The 14,604-nt window shown below is 70.8% G+C and carries 11 protein-coding genes; 5 read left to right on the top strand and 6 right to left on the bottom strand.

All coding sequences use genetic code 11. The features are described from left to right. The 3 genes from VKA86_18590 to pepF form a co-directional block, all read right to left on the bottom strand. Positions 1 to 303 (bottom strand): Gfo/Idh/MocA family oxidoreductase (locus tag VKA86_18590; protein HKK73214.1); only part of this gene is annotated, 303 nt, incomplete at its 3' end. 45 nt (positions 304 to 348) lie between these two features. Continuing rightward, positions 349 to 1,482, bottom strand: a complete 1,134-nt coding sequence (locus tag VKA86_18585; GenBank protein HKK73213.1) for a hypothetical protein — start codon at positions 1,480 to 1,482, stop codon at positions 349 to 351. An 80-nt stretch (positions 1,483 to 1,562) separates the two neighbouring features. Further along, positions 1,563 to 3,383, bottom strand: coding sequence for an oligoendopeptidase F (gene pepF, locus VKA86_18580; protein ID HKK73212.1), 1,821 nt, complete (start codon positions 3,381 to 3,383; stop codon positions 1,563 to 1,565). A 165-nt stretch (positions 3,384 to 3,548) separates the two neighbouring features. Here pepF and VKA86_18575 point away from each other — a divergent pair, with 165 nt between their 5' ends. Together VKA86_18575 and VKA86_18570 are read left to right on the top strand one after the other, a co-directional pair. After that, positions 3,549 to 6,104, top strand: coding sequence for a GAF domain-containing protein (locus VKA86_18575; protein HKK73211.1), 2,556 nt, complete (start codon positions 3,549 to 3,551; stop codon positions 6,102 to 6,104). A gap of 131 nt (positions 6,105 to 6,235) precedes the next feature. Then, entirely contained in the window at positions 6,236 to 8,335 is a 2,100-nt protein-coding gene (locus VKA86_18570) for a HAMP domain-containing sensor histidine kinase (GenBank protein ID HKK73210.1), read from the top strand. Here the strand turns inward: VKA86_18570 and VKA86_18565 are convergent. Genes VKA86_18565 through VKA86_18555 form a run of 3 tightly spaced genes read right to left on the bottom strand, consistent with a single transcriptional unit; the run spans position 8,234 to position 11,049 of the window. Continuing rightward, complete coding sequence (locus tag VKA86_18565; protein ID HKK73209.1) at positions 8,234 to 8,821, bottom strand: hypothetical protein; 588 nt, start codon at positions 8,819 to 8,821, stop codon at positions 8,234 to 8,236. The genes VKA86_18570 and VKA86_18565 overlap by 102 nt on opposite strands. A 3-nt stretch (positions 8,822 to 8,824) precedes the next feature. Continuing rightward, positions 8,825 to 10,237, bottom strand: a complete 1,413-nt coding sequence (locus VKA86_18560; GenBank protein ID HKK73208.1) for a hypothetical protein — start codon at positions 10,235 to 10,237, stop codon at positions 8,825 to 8,827. Beyond that, a complete protein-coding gene (locus VKA86_18555) occupies positions 10,234 to 11,049 on the bottom strand; it encodes an NAD-dependent deacylase (GenBank protein ID HKK73207.1) in 816 nt (271 codons plus the stop codon). Before VKA86_18555 ends, VKA86_18560 begins: the two co-directional genes overlap by 4 nt. Between VKA86_18555 and VKA86_18550 the strand changes: the two genes are divergently transcribed. Genes VKA86_18550 through VKA86_18540 form a run of 3 tightly spaced genes read left to right on the top strand, consistent with a single transcriptional unit; the run spans position 11,032 to position 14,597 of the window. Then, positions 11,032 to 12,021 carry an alpha/beta fold hydrolase gene (locus tag VKA86_18550; protein ID HKK73206.1) on the top strand — a complete coding sequence of 330 codons (990 nt, stop codon included), beginning with the start codon at positions 11,032 to 11,034 and terminating at the stop codon, positions 12,019 to 12,021. The two genes, VKA86_18555 and VKA86_18550, sit on opposite strands and share 18 nt — an antisense overlap. Next, complete coding sequence (locus VKA86_18545) at positions 12,018 to 12,992, top strand: hypothetical protein (protein ID HKK73205.1); 975 nt, start codon at positions 12,018 to 12,020, stop codon at positions 12,990 to 12,992. Before VKA86_18550 ends, VKA86_18545 begins: the two co-directional genes overlap by 4 nt. A gap of 30 nt (positions 12,993 to 13,022) precedes the next feature. Beyond that, positions 13,023 to 14,597: an ABC transporter substrate-binding protein gene (locus tag VKA86_18540; GenBank protein ID HKK73204.1), complete on the top strand. Its 1,575-nt coding sequence runs from the start codon at positions 13,023 to 13,025 to the stop codon at positions 14,595 to 14,597. Positions 14,598 to 14,604: the final 7 nt, after the last annotated feature.

Below are 14,604 nucleotides of genomic sequence, written 5' to 3'. Positions count from 1 at the left end.
CATGGGTTTTTCGACGAATACGTGCTTGCCCGCGCGCGCGGCGGCCACGGCCTGCTCGGCGTGCAGCTTGTCGGGCGTGGCGACGATCACCGCATCGAGTTCGTCGTCGGCGAGCATCGTGTCGAGCGTGGCCGGTGTCGGTTGCGCCGCCGCGGCCTCGTGTTCGTGCGCGAAGGCGGCGGCGCGTTCGGGGTCGCGGCTCAGCACCGACCACAGCTGCGCGCCCTCGACGTGTCGCAGGGCGGGAGCGAGGCGACGGTCGGCGATCCTGCCGGGGCCGATCAGGCCGAAGCGGACGGTCATTCGCAGGTCCTCCACCGGGAGGGGTCTCGGGGGCGTCCTGCGATCCTAACGTCCCACGTTCAGAATGGGCAGTATTCGATTCCAGCCATCACGTTCGCGGACGATGTTCAACAGTCCGATCTGCACCCCGCGCAGTTCGTCCGTGACGTTGACCAGGCCGATGGCCAGGCCGGTCGTCGATTCGTCGAAGCGGTTGTAGGCGCCCAGGGTCGCCCCGCGCATGATCTCGCCGCGGGTGCCGCCCAGGGTGACGGTGATCGCGCGCGTCTCGCGGGCATGGATTCCCACCCCGGCGACGTGCAGCCCGGTGAGACGTCCCCCGGTCGCGCCGCCGACCAGAGCGGCGCTGATCCCGGTGAAGTCGCGACTGATGCTGTAGCCGACGCCGGTCACCACGACACCCGTCGCGTCGCGGCCGACGCCGGTCCCGACGCCCGCCAACGCCACTCCGTGCAGATCGCGTCCGACGGCATTGCCGAGCACGGCGAGCGATCCACCGGTGATGCTTCCGTCCACGTTGCTGCCGAGACCGGTGGCCATCAGGCCACGGGCGTCTCCGCCCACGTTGAAGCCGAGTCCGGCTGCCGCTCCGCCGGTCAGGTCGCCGGCGACGTTCGCGCCGAGTCCGGCCAGGACCAGGCCGCGCGCCGTTCCGCCCACGTTCATGCCCAGGCCCCCGATGGCGATCCCGGTCAGGTCGTCGCCCACGTTCGCGCCGAGGCCGCCCACGGCCACGCCGGTCAGGTCGCCCGCCGAGGCCAGACCGACGCCGCCGACCACGAGACCGCGCATCGCTCCCGAGCCGCGCCGATGGGTGCCGTCGGAGCCGGTCGAGACACCGGCCAGTCCGAAGCCGATGCCGTCGAACCCGCGATTCGCGTGCACGGTCCACAGGCCGGCGTGCAGTCCGGTCAGCTCGTCGGCGCGCGGTCCGTAGGGACCGATTCCGATTCCGGTGATCCGACCGCCGACCCGGTCCGACGGTCGCCACAACGTGAGGTTCAGTCCGCGGACGTGCTCGACCTGCTCGTCGACCAGGTTCACGCGGATCCCGGTCCAACGCGGGGAGTCGCCGAACGAGATCCCGGTGTCGGCCACGCCCAGGTCGAGGGAGTTCGCGGCGACGGGCCGGGGCACGAGAAGGGCGAGACAGAACATGGAGACGACGGTTCGGAACACGGCGGACCTCCGCGAGGAACGGCCACGGCTTCGGCACACACGCAACGGACGCTCGAACCGCGATCGGGGTTACACCGGAATCATCGGTCGAGCGCGTCCAGTTCGGACTCGAGCTGGGTGACCAGGTCGTCGAGTTGCGCGACCACCGCCGCCACGGGCTCGGGGCGGCCGAGATCGACCCCGGCGCGGCGCAGCTGATCCATGGGGTGGGCACTGCCGCCCGACCGCAGCAACTCGAGATAGCGATCGACGGCGGCTCGGCCGCCGTCGCCGGCGCTGATCTCACGCTTCAGAGTGGCCGCCGACGCGAAGCAGGTCGCGTACTGGTACACGTAGTAGGGCGAGCGGTACAGGTGCGGGATCCGCGCCCAGGTGCTGCGATAGGCATCGTCGTGCACGACGGCGTCACCGTAGAAGTCGCCCATGATCGAGGCGTAGAGATCGTCGAGCGAGTCGGCGGTCAGCGGTTCGTCGTGTTCCACGCGCCGGTGTGCCTGCAACTCGAAGTCGGCGAACATGACCTGTGTGTAGAAGGTCGCCGCGATGCTGTCGATCGCGTGCTGCAGCAGGAGCACCCGCTCGCGCGGATCGTTGGTGCGTTCCATGAGCAGGTCGAGCAGCAGGGCTTCGTTCAATGTACTGGCGACCTCGGCCACGAAGATCGTGTAGCCCGAGTACACGTAGGGCTGGCTGCGGTGGCTGAGCACGGTGTGCAGGCTGTGGCCCATCTCGTGAGCCAGGGTGAACAGGTCGCTGCGCGTGTCCTTGTAGTTCATCAGCACGTAGGGGTGCACGCCGTAGACCGGTGCGCTGTAGGCCCCGTTGCGTTTGCCCTCGTTCTCGAGCACGTCGATCCAGCGGCCCTCGAAGGCTTCGTGCATGAGCGCGGCGTACTCGTCACCGAGCGGCGCGACCGAGTCGAGCACGTGCTTCGTCGCCTGCTTCCACGAGTAACGGCGGTCGTCGTCCAGCAGGGGCACCATGCCGTCGTACAGATGGATATGGTCCAGGCCCAGCGCACGCTTGCGAAGACCGTAGTAGCGGCGCAGTGGAGCGACACCCTCGCGCGTGGTCGCGATCAGGTTCTCGACCACGGTCGTCGGGATGTCGTTGCCGTGCAGTGCGGCCTCGAGCGTGGAGGCGTAGCCACGCGAGCGGGCGACGAACCAGTCGCGTTGGCAGACCCCGGCGTAGAGGCTGGAGTAGGTGTTCCGGTGCCGGGTGAACGTGCCGTAGAGGGCTTCGAAGGCCCGGCGGCGGTCGTCCTGCTCCCGTGCGGTCTGCAGCAGGTGATGGTAGGTGCCGTAGGTCAGCTTCACCGACTCGCCCGAGGTGAGTTCGATCGTGGGCCACTCGACGTCGGCGGTGCTGAGCATGGTGTAGGCGTCGGACGGAGTCGATCCGAGACGACTCGCGTAACTCAACTGCGTTTCGCGGGGCTCGTCGAGCACGTGCTCCTGCTGGCGGAAGAGGTCCTCGAGCAGGAAGCGGTACAGCGACAGGGCGTCGTGTTCGCCGAGCCAGCGACGGACGGTGTCCTCGCCCAGGGCGAGGATCTCGGGGCGCAGCCACGCGCTCTCGGTGTCGGCCCGTGCCAGGACGATCTGCACGCGCTGCTTGCGTTCCTCGATGTCGTTGCGGCGCAGGTCCTCGTCGTGCATCAGCGACGGGTACCACCACACCCGGTGGGCCAGCACCTCGAGCTCGTCGTGGGCGGCGAGAGCGGCGTGCAGGGACTCGGGTCCCTCGCCGAGCGTCCCGCGCCGTCGAGCGAAGTCCTCGACCCGTCGCTCGAGCTCGCGCACGCCCTCCTCCCACTCGTCCCAGCCGGAGCAGATGTCGGCGAGGTTCCAGCGGAGTTCGTCGGGGATCTCGGTGCGGGGTGGGATCGCGGTGGTCATCGGTCGGCCTCCTGGGATCTCGGTTCCGCGGCAGCATAGTGGAAAGCCGGAGCAATGCCTCCTTCCGGTGTGTTGGCCCCGGCTTTGCACTCTTTCTCCGCGCCTTGCTCCCCGTGCCGCCACCGTCCCCCGGGAGGGTGGAATCCGGCGGATCGGAACGATTCCATGGACCTCGCGCGGTCGCGCACGATCGGAAATCGACCACCGGCGGCGGGAACGGCCCAGCCGGGGCGCGACGAGCGGTCGTCGCTTCCGCGTCCCCTGCTCCGGGCCCTGACGCTGGCCTCGAGGGCCGTGGCCGAGCGCCGCAGTCCGGACGAGGTCCTGCCCGCGTTGCTCGTCGCCGCGCGGGCGACGGTCGGCGTGGACCACGGTTTCGTCGCCCGGCTCGACGACGGTGGGGCGACCATGCGGTTGGTGGGTGGAGACGGCCTGTTCGACGGAGCATCCGGCCGTCGTTTCGAACCCGGGACGGGTCTGGTGGGCCAGGTCTGGAGTACGGCGGCGCCCGTCGTCGTCGAGGACCACGATTCGTGGACCGGGCGAGGCATCGACGTCTCGGCCGACGGTGCGCAGGCCCTGGTGGGCGTTCCCGTGCGCGCCGCCGACACGGTGGTCGGCGTTCTGTGCGTGGCCAGCGAGGCCGGACAGCGCGCCTTCACCGCCGCGGACGTCGAGCTGCTCGAGGCTCTGGCCCATCTCGTCTCCACGGTCCTCGCTCACGACGAAGAGGCCGAAACGGCCCGCCGCGACCGGGCCGAGCACGAGGCGGTCGCCGACACCGCCCGCCGTCTCCGGGAACAGGAACAACGGGTCCTCGATCTGGTCCCGGCTGCGCTCTGGGTGAAGGATCGCGACAACCGAATTCTGCGGGCCAACCTCACGGCGGCGCGGGAACTCGGGCTGCCGGCGTCCTCCATCGAGAACCGCTTCCTCTGGGAACTCGATCCCGAGAATGCTGCACGGAGCTACCGGCGCGATCTCGAGGTCATCGAGACGCGCGATGCACTGATCGGAGAACTCGAGGAACGCGTGGGGCCCGACGGGGAGCCGCGATGGGCGCGGGTCGACCGCACGCCGTTGCTCGACGACCGGGGCGACGTCGAGGCGATCGTCGTGCTCGCGCGGGACATCACGCGCGAACACCTGGCCGAGGGACGGGTTGAGGCGGCCGACCGCGCCTCGGACCGGGCTCGGCGGATGCGCAGTCATGCGCTGGCCGCGCTGGCCGACGAGGTGCGTGGTCCGCTACGGCGCGTCGGTGAGATCCTCGAGGACCTCGCCGGCGCCGTCGACGGATCGGTGGGATCACGACTGGACGAGGCCCGCCGCTCGATGGGACGAGCGGCGCAGTGCGTCGAGGACCTGCTCGACTTCGAACGGGTGGAGGCGGGGAACCTTCCCGTGGAGATCCGTCCCTTCTCCGTGGGTGATCTGGCCGAGGGCGTGGCGGACCTGGTGTCGCAGGCCGCCCACGCGCGCGACGACGAGGTGGCCGTGCACGTCGACGGAATCCTGCCGCCGACGCTCGCGGGGGACGAGGCGAGGACCCGGCAGATCCTCGTGCAACTCCTGGCCCAGGCCGTGCGCTCGACCGAAGGGGGCGAGGTCCTGCTCACGGTGCGCAGCGTGATGAGCAGCGACCGTCGCTGGGAGGTCCGGTTCGAGGTCCACGCCACCGAGTGGGCACTGACCGCCCGACAGCTCGAGGCTCGCTTCGGACCCTATCTGCACGGCGACGAGGTCCTGGGCGGCGAGCCGGCTCCGGGTGCGGTCGGGCTCGCCCTGGCCCACCGTCTGGTCCAGGTGCTCGGTGGTGCGGCCGGTATGGAGATCGACCCCGACGAACGCCGATCGTTCTGGTGCACGCTGCCCTTCGGACCGGTCGACGTTCCCGACGCCCATCCGGCACCGGTCGAGCCGTGTCCGGGAGCACGGGTGCTCGTGGTGGAGGATCGACCGACCATGGCGGTGGTCCTGGAGCGGCAGTTGCGCGACATGGCCGCGCTGGTGGACCTGGCCGCGACGGCCGACGAGGCCAGGTCCATGATCGGCGCCGCGGCCGAGGACGACTGGAGCTACGACTGCGTGCTCGTCGACCAGACCCTCGACGACTTCGACCCCGATGCGTGGGTCGACGCGCTGCCCGCGGGGCTCGCCGACCGGATCCATCTGCTCGTGCCCTTCGGACGGCGGCCCCGTTCCGATCGCCTGCCGACGCTGGCCAAACCCGTCCATCGCGACCGACTGCGGACCGAACTGGTGAACCGCGTGGGCGCGATGGACCCGGACCACGCCGAGAGCGGCACGCCTGGCTCGCGGACTCCATCGGCACGGGTGCTCGTGGTCGACGACGAGCCTCTGTCGCGACGCCTCACCGGACTGGCTCTGCAACGCCTGGGCTGCCGTGCCGTCTCGGCCGACGCCAGCGACGTGGTGTCCGTGGCCGACCGCGACGGCCCCTTCGACCTCGTCCTGCTCAGCGACGAGTCCGAGCGCACCGGCCGTAGCCGGGTGATCGAGGCGATCCGCCGTGCCGACGGCCGTGGTCGGCACACACCGGTGGTCGGGGTCTGCCGCCGCCACGACACGCTGTCCATCGACCGCTGTCTGGCCGCCGGCGCCGATACGACCGTCAGCGGACCTCTCCGCCACGACGAACTCCGCGCCCTCCTGGACCACGTGGAACCCTCCGGGGCCGCCGTCGGCATCGAGCGCTGATCGGAACCACGCCGGAACCGGAAGTGGCGTCAAGGTTCGGGGATGATCGGCCGATCCCCACTCCGACGCGGCGGATCCGCCGGCCGGATTCGGACGGATCTCCTTCGGGGAAGATCGTGGGGACGCACCGCATGCTATCGGGCGGAAGGCTCACACTGGAACGTCGAGTGGCCCTGGTGGTGTTGCCGCCGGTGTTGCTCGTCGTCGGCGGTCTGTGGCTCGCGGAGCGGGCCCTGGTCGCTCCGGCCTACGAGTCGTGGTTCGACGAGCGCATGGAGCTGCGCCTGGAGGCCCGGGCCCGCCCGCTGACCGCACGCCTGAACGCGATGGCCACGGGTCTGGCCGCCGTGGCCGACGAGGTCGCCGCGCGGCCCGACTCGACGACCCGGCGCCGCACCTGGAACGAACGCGCGACCACCGTGCTCCGTACCTGGCCCGAGATCGTCGACGTCGTGCGGCTGAGCGACGGCGAGGACCCTTCGATTCCCTGGATCGTCCATCGGGACGGCGCCCGCTTCATCGTGGATCGCCGGCCCGACGGCGGACGATTCCTCGCCGTCGTCACCGAACTCGGAAGTGCTGGCCGCCGAGGTCCTGGGGCCGCGGACGAGCCGGCGGTGGGAGTGGAGGAGCGCGGCGACGAGCACCACGTCTGGCTGGTGCGCGCCTCGCGCGACGGGCGCACCGTGGTCGGCGCGCGGATGCGGCCCGGGACCTGCTCGATCGCCCTGGGGAACCTGGGCACGGTCGGGGGCGCCACCACGATCCTGAGCGACGACAGCGGGCGGGGATTCTTGACGGGCGCCGGCGCGATGCCCGGAGCGGATCCCGGCGTGGGTGCGGGCGCCGACGGCGGTCGCTGGTTCCGCGCGCGGCACCACGACCCGGAGCTCGGGCTGTCGATCGTGCACGCCGTACCGCGCGATGTGGCCCTGGGGCCCTACGCCGCCTGGAGGAGCGTGGTCCTGGGTTCGATCGCCGCGGTCCTGCTCGTGGTCTTCGTCGTCGTGCATCGGTTGTCGCGCGACGTGACCGTGCCGATCTCACGCCTGTCGAAGACCATGCGCACCGTCGCCACGGGCGACCTTTCCCAACGTCTGCCCGTGACCGGTCCCGCCGAACTCGCGGACCTGGCGCGCTCCTTCAACACGATGATCAGCGACCTCCACACCACGCACGTGGCCCTGCGCGGCCAGAGCGAGCGGCTGGCCGAGGCCCTGCGCGAGGTCGAGGACGTCGAGGCCATGAAGGACAGTTTCCTCGCTCTGGTCTCGCACGAGGTGCGCACGCCCCTGACCTCGATCCTCGGCGGTGTGGAGTTCCTGCGCGAGGAGTTCCGCGACCAGCGCAGCGAGATGGAATCGGAGTTCATCGAGATCGTCCACGACAGTGCTCGGCGACTCGCGGGCTTCATGAACGACGCCATCCTCATGGCCTCGCTGCAGGCGAATCGCTCCCAGTCGAGCTTCGAGATGTTCTCGCTCACCGGTCTGCTGCGGAGCAAGCTCGGCGAACTGGAATCCTACTGGCGGCAGCAGGGTGTCCTGGTCGAGAACCGGGCCGATGCCCAGCGCGAGTTCCTCGTGCACGGCGACTGGACCCTGATGCAGGTGGGGCTGGAGAAGGTCCTGCACAACGCGGTGCGCCACAATCGCACCGAAGGGCGCGTGGTGATCGAGCTGGTCGAACGCATCCTCGAGGATCCGGACGGGGACCTTCCGCGCATGATGACTTCGCGCGGGGTCGAACGTCCCGAATCGACCATGCGGTGGCGTGCGCTGCGCGTGTTCAACACCGGGCCCATCATTCCGCCCGAACGCGTCGATCAGTTGTTCGAACGTTTCGAACTGACCCACGACATCGACAATCACCAGCGGGGCAGCGGGCTCTCGCTGCCGATCGCGAACTACGTGCTGAACTACCACGGGGGCTGTGTCGAGGTGCGGCCGGTCGACGATCTGGGAATGGCCTTCTACCTCGTCCTGCCGGGGCGGGTCGGGCCCCAGCCGCGGCGCGGCGACGGCGAACACCTCGAGGGGGTCGACGAGACGGTCGCCGCCGCCCATCTGGCCGAGATCGACGACGCGACGGTCGACGACGCGACGGTCGACGAACCCTTGCCCGAGCGATCAGAAGAAGTCCTCGCGCGCGACCACCCGGACGTCGAGTCCGCGGAGCCGGAACCGGCCGGCGACCGAGTCGTCGGGAGCGGTCGCCGCACCGATCCGTAGATCGGCGTCGACCGCCATCCACACGCGATCGTTCGCGAAGAGGGCGACCTGTTCGTCGCTCAGCGCCACTCGTCCGTCGGCGCTCGTGGTCTCTCCGGGAAGCAGCGCGAGGTCGATCCCGTCGACGATGCTCTCCGCCGCGTCGAGTGCGTCGCGACTGCTGGCCAGGCGGATCTCGACGGTGGCATCGGCACTGCCCTTCCGGTTGGCCGCCTCGATCTCGTAGAAGAGCGTGCCTTCGCGCACGACCGTCAGGTCGTCGATGACCTCGAGCAGGCGGGCCTCGGTCGGTGCGACGATTTCCACCCCGCGCAGGAGCAGATCGGTCGTCGGGGCCGGGAGCGCGTAATCGGCCCGTGGATCGGGACGTGCGCCCGAGTCGGTCAGGAAGCTGAGCAGGTCGACGTCGAGGGTGACGTCTCCGCCGCTGCAGGCCAGTCCGGTGACGACCGCCACGACGAGCGCGGTCCGACGAACGATCGGCATGGATCAGAGTCCTTCCCGGGGGCGGGCCCCCAGTACGAGCGACAGACCGATCTCCAGGACACGGTCGCCGCGCAGGTTGCGTGCGTGGGTGCGAGCTCCGAGGTCGAAGCCCACCGAGGCCAGACGCACGCCCACGCCGGTACCGAACTGGAGCATGCCGCGTGGGTCGAGTTCGGTTCCCGCGCGGAGTGCGATCGAGGGACGGACCCAGGATTCCACCCCCGCGTGCAGAGAGGTGCCGCCCGGGCCGTGCTCGAGCGACGCGCCCAGGGTACGCCGACGGCCGTCGCGGTGGATCGCGTCCAGGCGCCAGCTCGCCGGCAACGGAGTCTCGACCTCGGCACTGCGGGCGACGGTGGTGTCGATCAACGCGTCGGTGTCGGAGTCGTAGGCGTAGCGTTCGATCCGCGTGCGGCTCCACGTGGGATCGGCGAAGAGGTCGGCCACGCCGGCGCCGAACTCGAAGTCGCGCCAACGCAGGACCGCGCCGAGGTCCACGGCCCAGGCGTGCCCCCATCCGGTCAGACCGCGTGGGGTGGAGTGGCGGAGTTCGGAGTCGAGCTCGACGTCGAAGGATCCGTCGTCGCCCAGGATGGGGTCCTCGCCCACCAGGGTCGAGCGGGTGTCGAGATCCACGTGGGCCAGCCCGAAGATCCGGCGCACGCCGACGCCCACCCACAGCCGCGGACGGTCCCGTTCGCGCTCCCAGTGGGACTCGAGCCAGTCGTCGCCGGCCTCGGCACGGCCACCCGGGAGGGGGATCTCGCGGGCGTAGGCGATGGCGCTCGAGAAGCCGGTCTGGGCGATCCCCCGGGCGTCGAGTCCGTAGCGTCGGCCGCCGACGATGGGGTCGCCGTCGCGCAGGACCCCGATCAGCGAGTCGTCGATGTCGACCTCGATCTGGTCGGCCACGAAGACCTGCAGCGGGGCCACGTGGACGGTGCCGTAGCGCGGCCCCAGGTCGTAGGTGCGGCCGACCTCGAAGAGCGTGCGGTGGTCGCCTCCGCGGACCTCTTCGTCGGGAACGGCCTCGCGGGCGTCCTTCAGGTCGATGGTCACGGCGTTCTGCGCGATCCCCAGGCCGACGTCGCCCGACAGCGGATCCGGGCGACCGATCTGGACCGACCACGGGATGTTCCAGAGGAAGTCGGCGGCCGCGGTCAACTCGAAGTCGTCGTCGTCGGGGTCGAAGGTGGGGACCTCGGCGTCGAGCAGTCCGATCGGCAGCGGGATCGACCGCTCTCCCACGGGCTCGCGCGACGGGACGGCGCGGTAGGCCGGATTCACGCGGAACACGTCGGCGGTGGGGCGACCCAGGGCGGTGCCACCGGTGGCCATGGTGCGGGCGTCGAGGAGCTGGGCGAATGCGACCGTGGCCGGCAGCAGCACGAGCACGATCATCGCCGCGCGGATCACTGCACGCCCCGCTCACGATCGATCCGCTCGACCAGCGCCGGCAGGGCCACCTCGGCCGGAGCGTGCACGGCGCCCGCGCCGCCGCCGGTCGTGCCCGTGGCCTCGAGGTTGAATTCGACCACGTACGCCCCGTGTTGCCGGGCGATGGCACCGTAGGAAGCCGCCGGGTAGACCAGCGCGCTGGTCCCCACGACCAGGAAGACGTCGCTGCGGATCGCCGCGTCGGCCGCGCGTTCCAGCGCGTCGGGATCGAGCGACTCGCCGAACCACACGACGGCCGGGCGCAGCAGCGCTCCGCATTCGCAGGTCGGCAGCTCTCCGGGGGCCGGGCCGGGGCGTTGGTCCTCGGCCTCGCGGCCGCAGCCCGTGCAGCGTAGACGCCAGATGCTGCCGTGGAGCTCGACGACGGGCATGGGCGGCGGATCGTGGGTCGCCGCGAGGGCCGAGGCGTGGAGGCCGTCGACGTTCTGGGTCAGCACGTCGAGCGATGCCACGCGACGCGCCAGCTCCACGAGCGCGTGGTGGGCAGCGTTGGGGGAGGCGGCCCGGATGCGGTCGCGCCTCCAGCCGTACCATTCCCACACGAGCTCGGGGTCGGCGGCGAATCCCTCGGGGGTGGCGAGATCCTCGGCGCGGGCGTTCTTCCAGAGACCGTCGTCGCCACGGAAGGTCGGAATGCCGCTGGCCGCCGAGATCCCGGCGCCGCTCAGCACGCCGACCCGGGCCTCGGGGCCGAGGTGCGGCACGAGCGCGTCGATCGCGGTCCGTGCCGCGGTGTCGAGAGCGGAGGAGTCGTGGGAATCGTGATCCATGTCGGCAGCCTAGCCCCTCGGTGGTGCCCCGGCCAACTGCCTTGTGTCCTGGCGTTGGTGCTCTGGGCGAGCGCGACCGCGGGTGCGGCCGTCGACGTGCCCGAGCCCCGCTTCGAGATCCTCGAGCACGAGATGATCGACCGGGTCGAGCAGGCCTACGTCCGCTACCCCTCCGGCGATCTCATGGTCACCGGCTGGCTGTTCGTCCACCCCTTCGGAGAGCAGGACGTCGAACCCTGCGTGGTGTTCAACCACGGCGGTGTCGGCGGGGTGACCGAGGGCACCCGGGCCAAGGCGCGCTGGCTGGCGAAGCAGGGCTTCGTGGTGTTCGCGCCCAGCTACCGTGGCGAGGACGACAGCGAGGGTGAGATCGAGATCGCCCGCGGCGAGGTCGACGACGTGGTGCACGCCGTGCTCGAACTGCGTCACCACCCCGGCATCCGTCCAGGTCACTTCGTGTTGATGGGGACCAGTCACGGAGCGCTGATCTCGGTGCTGGCCGCCGCGCGGCCGGAGATGTGTGGCCCGGTGCGGGCGGTGGTGGCCGCCTACGGCGTCATGGACATCTACAAGTGGTACCAGCACCTGCTGGACGACGACTTCGACGTGCGCGACCCCTTGAGTCTGAAGGTCTACGGCGACGGTCCGGGCGACCGGCCCGAGGCCTTCTCCGAACGCCACGCGCTGAACGTGCTCGACGACCTGTGTCCGGCCCCGATCCTCCTGGTGCAGGGTGCGCGCGATCCGATCGTACCCGAGCCGCAGGCGCGGGTCATGGCTTCGGCCCTGGCCGGCCGCGGCCGGCGGGGCGACGCGCTGCGGGTGTACGAACACGGTGGACACGGTTTCCTGTACTGGGACGATCCCGAGACTCGCTCCGTCGAAGAGCTCGCCGACACCCGAGCAGCGTGGAGTGACATCCTGTCGTTCGTGCGACGCGCACTCGCCGAACCGATCGGGACATCGCCTTGAGGCTCGTCGTCGCAGCCCTGCTGCTCGCGACCATCGCCCCGGCGGCGATGGCGCAGGGCAGCGACCGGAGCGATCCCTTTCCGGTGGTCGTCGACGTGTCCGACCCGCCGGCGCGGATCCTGGCCGAGGCCGGTCTGGAGGGCGCGGCGGAACGGATCGCACGATCCTGGGTTCCGGCGGCGCGCTCCATCGCCGACGAACTGCGCCTGCAGCCCGAACCGGTGGCCGTGTACCTCATGCACGACCGCAGCTTCACGCGCTGGGCGCGGGGGCTGCTGCCCGAGTGGGGCGTCGGCTACGCGAACTGGCCCGACGGCCCCATCGCGCTGAACGTGGGCGCGATCACCGCCGGGCGGAAACCGCTCGACGTGGTGCTCCGCCACGAGATCTCGCACGTCTACCTCGGTCAGAAGCTGCAGGGTCTGCGTCCGCCCACGTGGTTCGTCGAGGGGGTGGCGCAGCACCAGGCCGCCGAGTGGGGATTCGGTGACACGCTCGCCCTCGTGCAGGTTGCCTCGGCCGGCGCGCTGCCACGGCTGTCGGAACTGGTGACGCGTTTCCCGGCCGGCGGCGCGCGCGCCGAACTCGCCTACCGGATCAGCCTGCAGGCCCTCGGCGAGATCGACGAGCGCCTGGCCGATCGCGGCGGCTGGGTGACCCTCGTCGAGGAGACCGTGCGGCGGCAGAGCTTCCGCGAGGCCTTCGAATCGTTGCTCGGGATCCGGATCGCGGAGTTCGAGACGGAGCTGTCGTCGAGCCTGCGGGGGCGTTACGGTTGGATCGCGGCGATCGCCGGGGCCAGCACGCTGTTCTTCGGCATGTCCCTGCTCTTCCTCGTCGGGCTGGTCCGTACGAAACTCAGGAACCGTCGCCGGTTGCGCGAGATGGACCGCGAGGAGCAGGCCTACTGGGATCGCCTCGCGCCCGAACCGCCGCCGGGCAACGCGGCGGGACCGAGCGAGTCGCGCTGAGTCCCGAGTCCTCCACCGGAGTCTTCGTCCATGAAATCCATGTTGCTGGGCGTGTGGGTCGTCCTTCTGCTCGTCGGCTGCGGGGATCGTGAACGCACCGCGACGTCGGACGAGCCGCGAACCGGAGGCGTCGCCGTCGTCGCGCTCGACGCCGATCCGCGGACCTTCAACCCCGTGCGCATGACCACGGCCCAGGCGGCGCGGGTGTTCGCCATGCTGCAGCCGGGCCTCGTCCGGCTCGATCCGGACACCGGCGACTGGCAGCCGGGGCTGGCCACGGGGTGGACGGTCGCCGATGACGGGATGCAGGTCACGCTGACCCTCGACACCACGCTGCGCTGGTCCGACGGCGAGCCCTTCACCGCCGACGACGTGGTGGCGAGCTTCGACCTCTACCGCGACCCCGGGGTGGCGTATCCGCAGCGGGCGCGGCTGGATCCGATCGAAGGGGTGGTGGCGGTCGACGACGGGACCGTGCGGATCGACTTCGCGTCGGCGCCCGGCGATCCGATCGCGTTGCTCGCCCACATCGTGTTGCCGGCGCACGTGATCGAGGGATTCGATCGCGACGATCCGTCGGCGTGGAGCGTGGGGCGGGCCCCGGTCACGCTCGGCTTCTACCGCTTGGCGAGCTGGGAACAGGACGATCGCCTGGTGCTCGAGCGCAATCCCCACCATCCGGGGCCGGCCGGGCGCCTCGACCGGATCCAAGTCGTCGTCGTGCCCGACGCCGCCGTCCGCGCCTTGCAGTTGCGCACCGGCGAGGCCGACCTGGTGGCCGCGCTGCCCGTGAACCAGGCGGCGAACCTGCAGGACGAGCCCGACGTCGCGATCGAGCGCGTGTTCGGGCGCAGTGTCGCCTTCCTGCAGTACGACCTCGACGATCCGATCGTCGGCGACGTGCGGGTGCGCCGCGCCATCGACCTCGCGCTCGACCGCGACGCGCTGGTGCGGGGAGTGCTCTTCGGCCACGCGCGGGCGGCGGGGACCTTCCTGCCGCCGGTGAGCTGGGCGTACGACGTGTCGCTCGAACCCACCGCGCGCGACCTGGACGCGGCACGTGCCCTGCTCGACGAGGCGGGGTTCGTGGGCGACGGGGTGCGCACGCGCGACGACGAAGCCCTGCGCATCCGCATGCTCAGCGTGACGGGAGATCCGATCCGCGAGGCCGTGGCCTCGTCGATCCGCGCACAGCTCGCGGAGGTGGGCATCGAGATCGTCCTGCGGCCGATCGAACTCGCCTCGCTGGTGCAGGCCGTGCGCGGTGACGACTTCCAGATGTTGTTCGCGCAGCTCAGCGGTCCGGTCGACGCCGACGTCCGCCCCTTCTTCCGCAGCGACGGACGCTTCAACTTCGGTGGCTTCTCCGACGAGCGCTTCGACACCTGGGCCGACACTGCCGTCAATGCCACCGATCGGGCCGAGGCACTGGACGCCGCGCGCGCCATGCAGCAGATGCTCGTCGAGCGTCAGGTCGTGACGCCTCTGTACTACCCGGCCACGCTGGTGGCGCGTCGCGATCGCCTGCGCGGGATCGCGCCCACGTGGCTCACACCCTTCGCCGCCGTCGACCAGTGGTGGGTGACCGACGCCCCCGCCCCGTGATCGGTTC

It is taken from the genome of Candidatus Krumholzibacteriia bacterium, assembly GCA_035268685.1.
GTDB lineage: Bacteria > Krumholzibacteriota > Krumholzibacteriia > JAJRXK01 > JAJRXK01 > JAJRXK01.
The sequence above is the reverse complement of the archived record's forward strand: the minus strand, read 5'-3'. Positions and strand labels throughout refer to the sequence as shown.

What these genes read in the sequence shown, in the direction of transcription:
- VKA86_18575 (HKK73211.1), top strand. Translation starts at nt 3,549, where the DNA reads ATGGACCTCGCGCGGTCGCGCACGATCGGAAATCGACCACCGGCGGCG.
- VKA86_18540 (HKK73204.1), top strand. Translation starts at nt 13,023, where the DNA reads ATGAAATCCATGTTGCTGGGCGTGTGGGTCGTCCTTCTGCTCGTCGGC.
- VKA86_18565 (HKK73209.1), bottom strand. Translation starts at nt 8,821, where the DNA reads ATGCCGATCGTTCGTCGGACCGCGCTCGTCGTGGCGGTCGTCACCGGA.
- VKA86_18570 (HKK73210.1), top strand. Translation starts at nt 6,236, where the DNA reads ATGCTATCGGGCGGAAGGCTCACACTGGAACGTCGAGTGGCCCTGGTG.
- pepF (HKK73212.1), bottom strand. Translation starts at nt 3,383, where the DNA reads ATGACCACCGCGATCCCACCCCGCACCGAGATCCCCGACGAACTCCGC.
- VKA86_18555 (HKK73207.1), bottom strand. Translation starts at nt 11,049, where the DNA reads ATGGATCACGATTCCCACGACTCCTCCGCTCTCGACACCGCGGCACGG.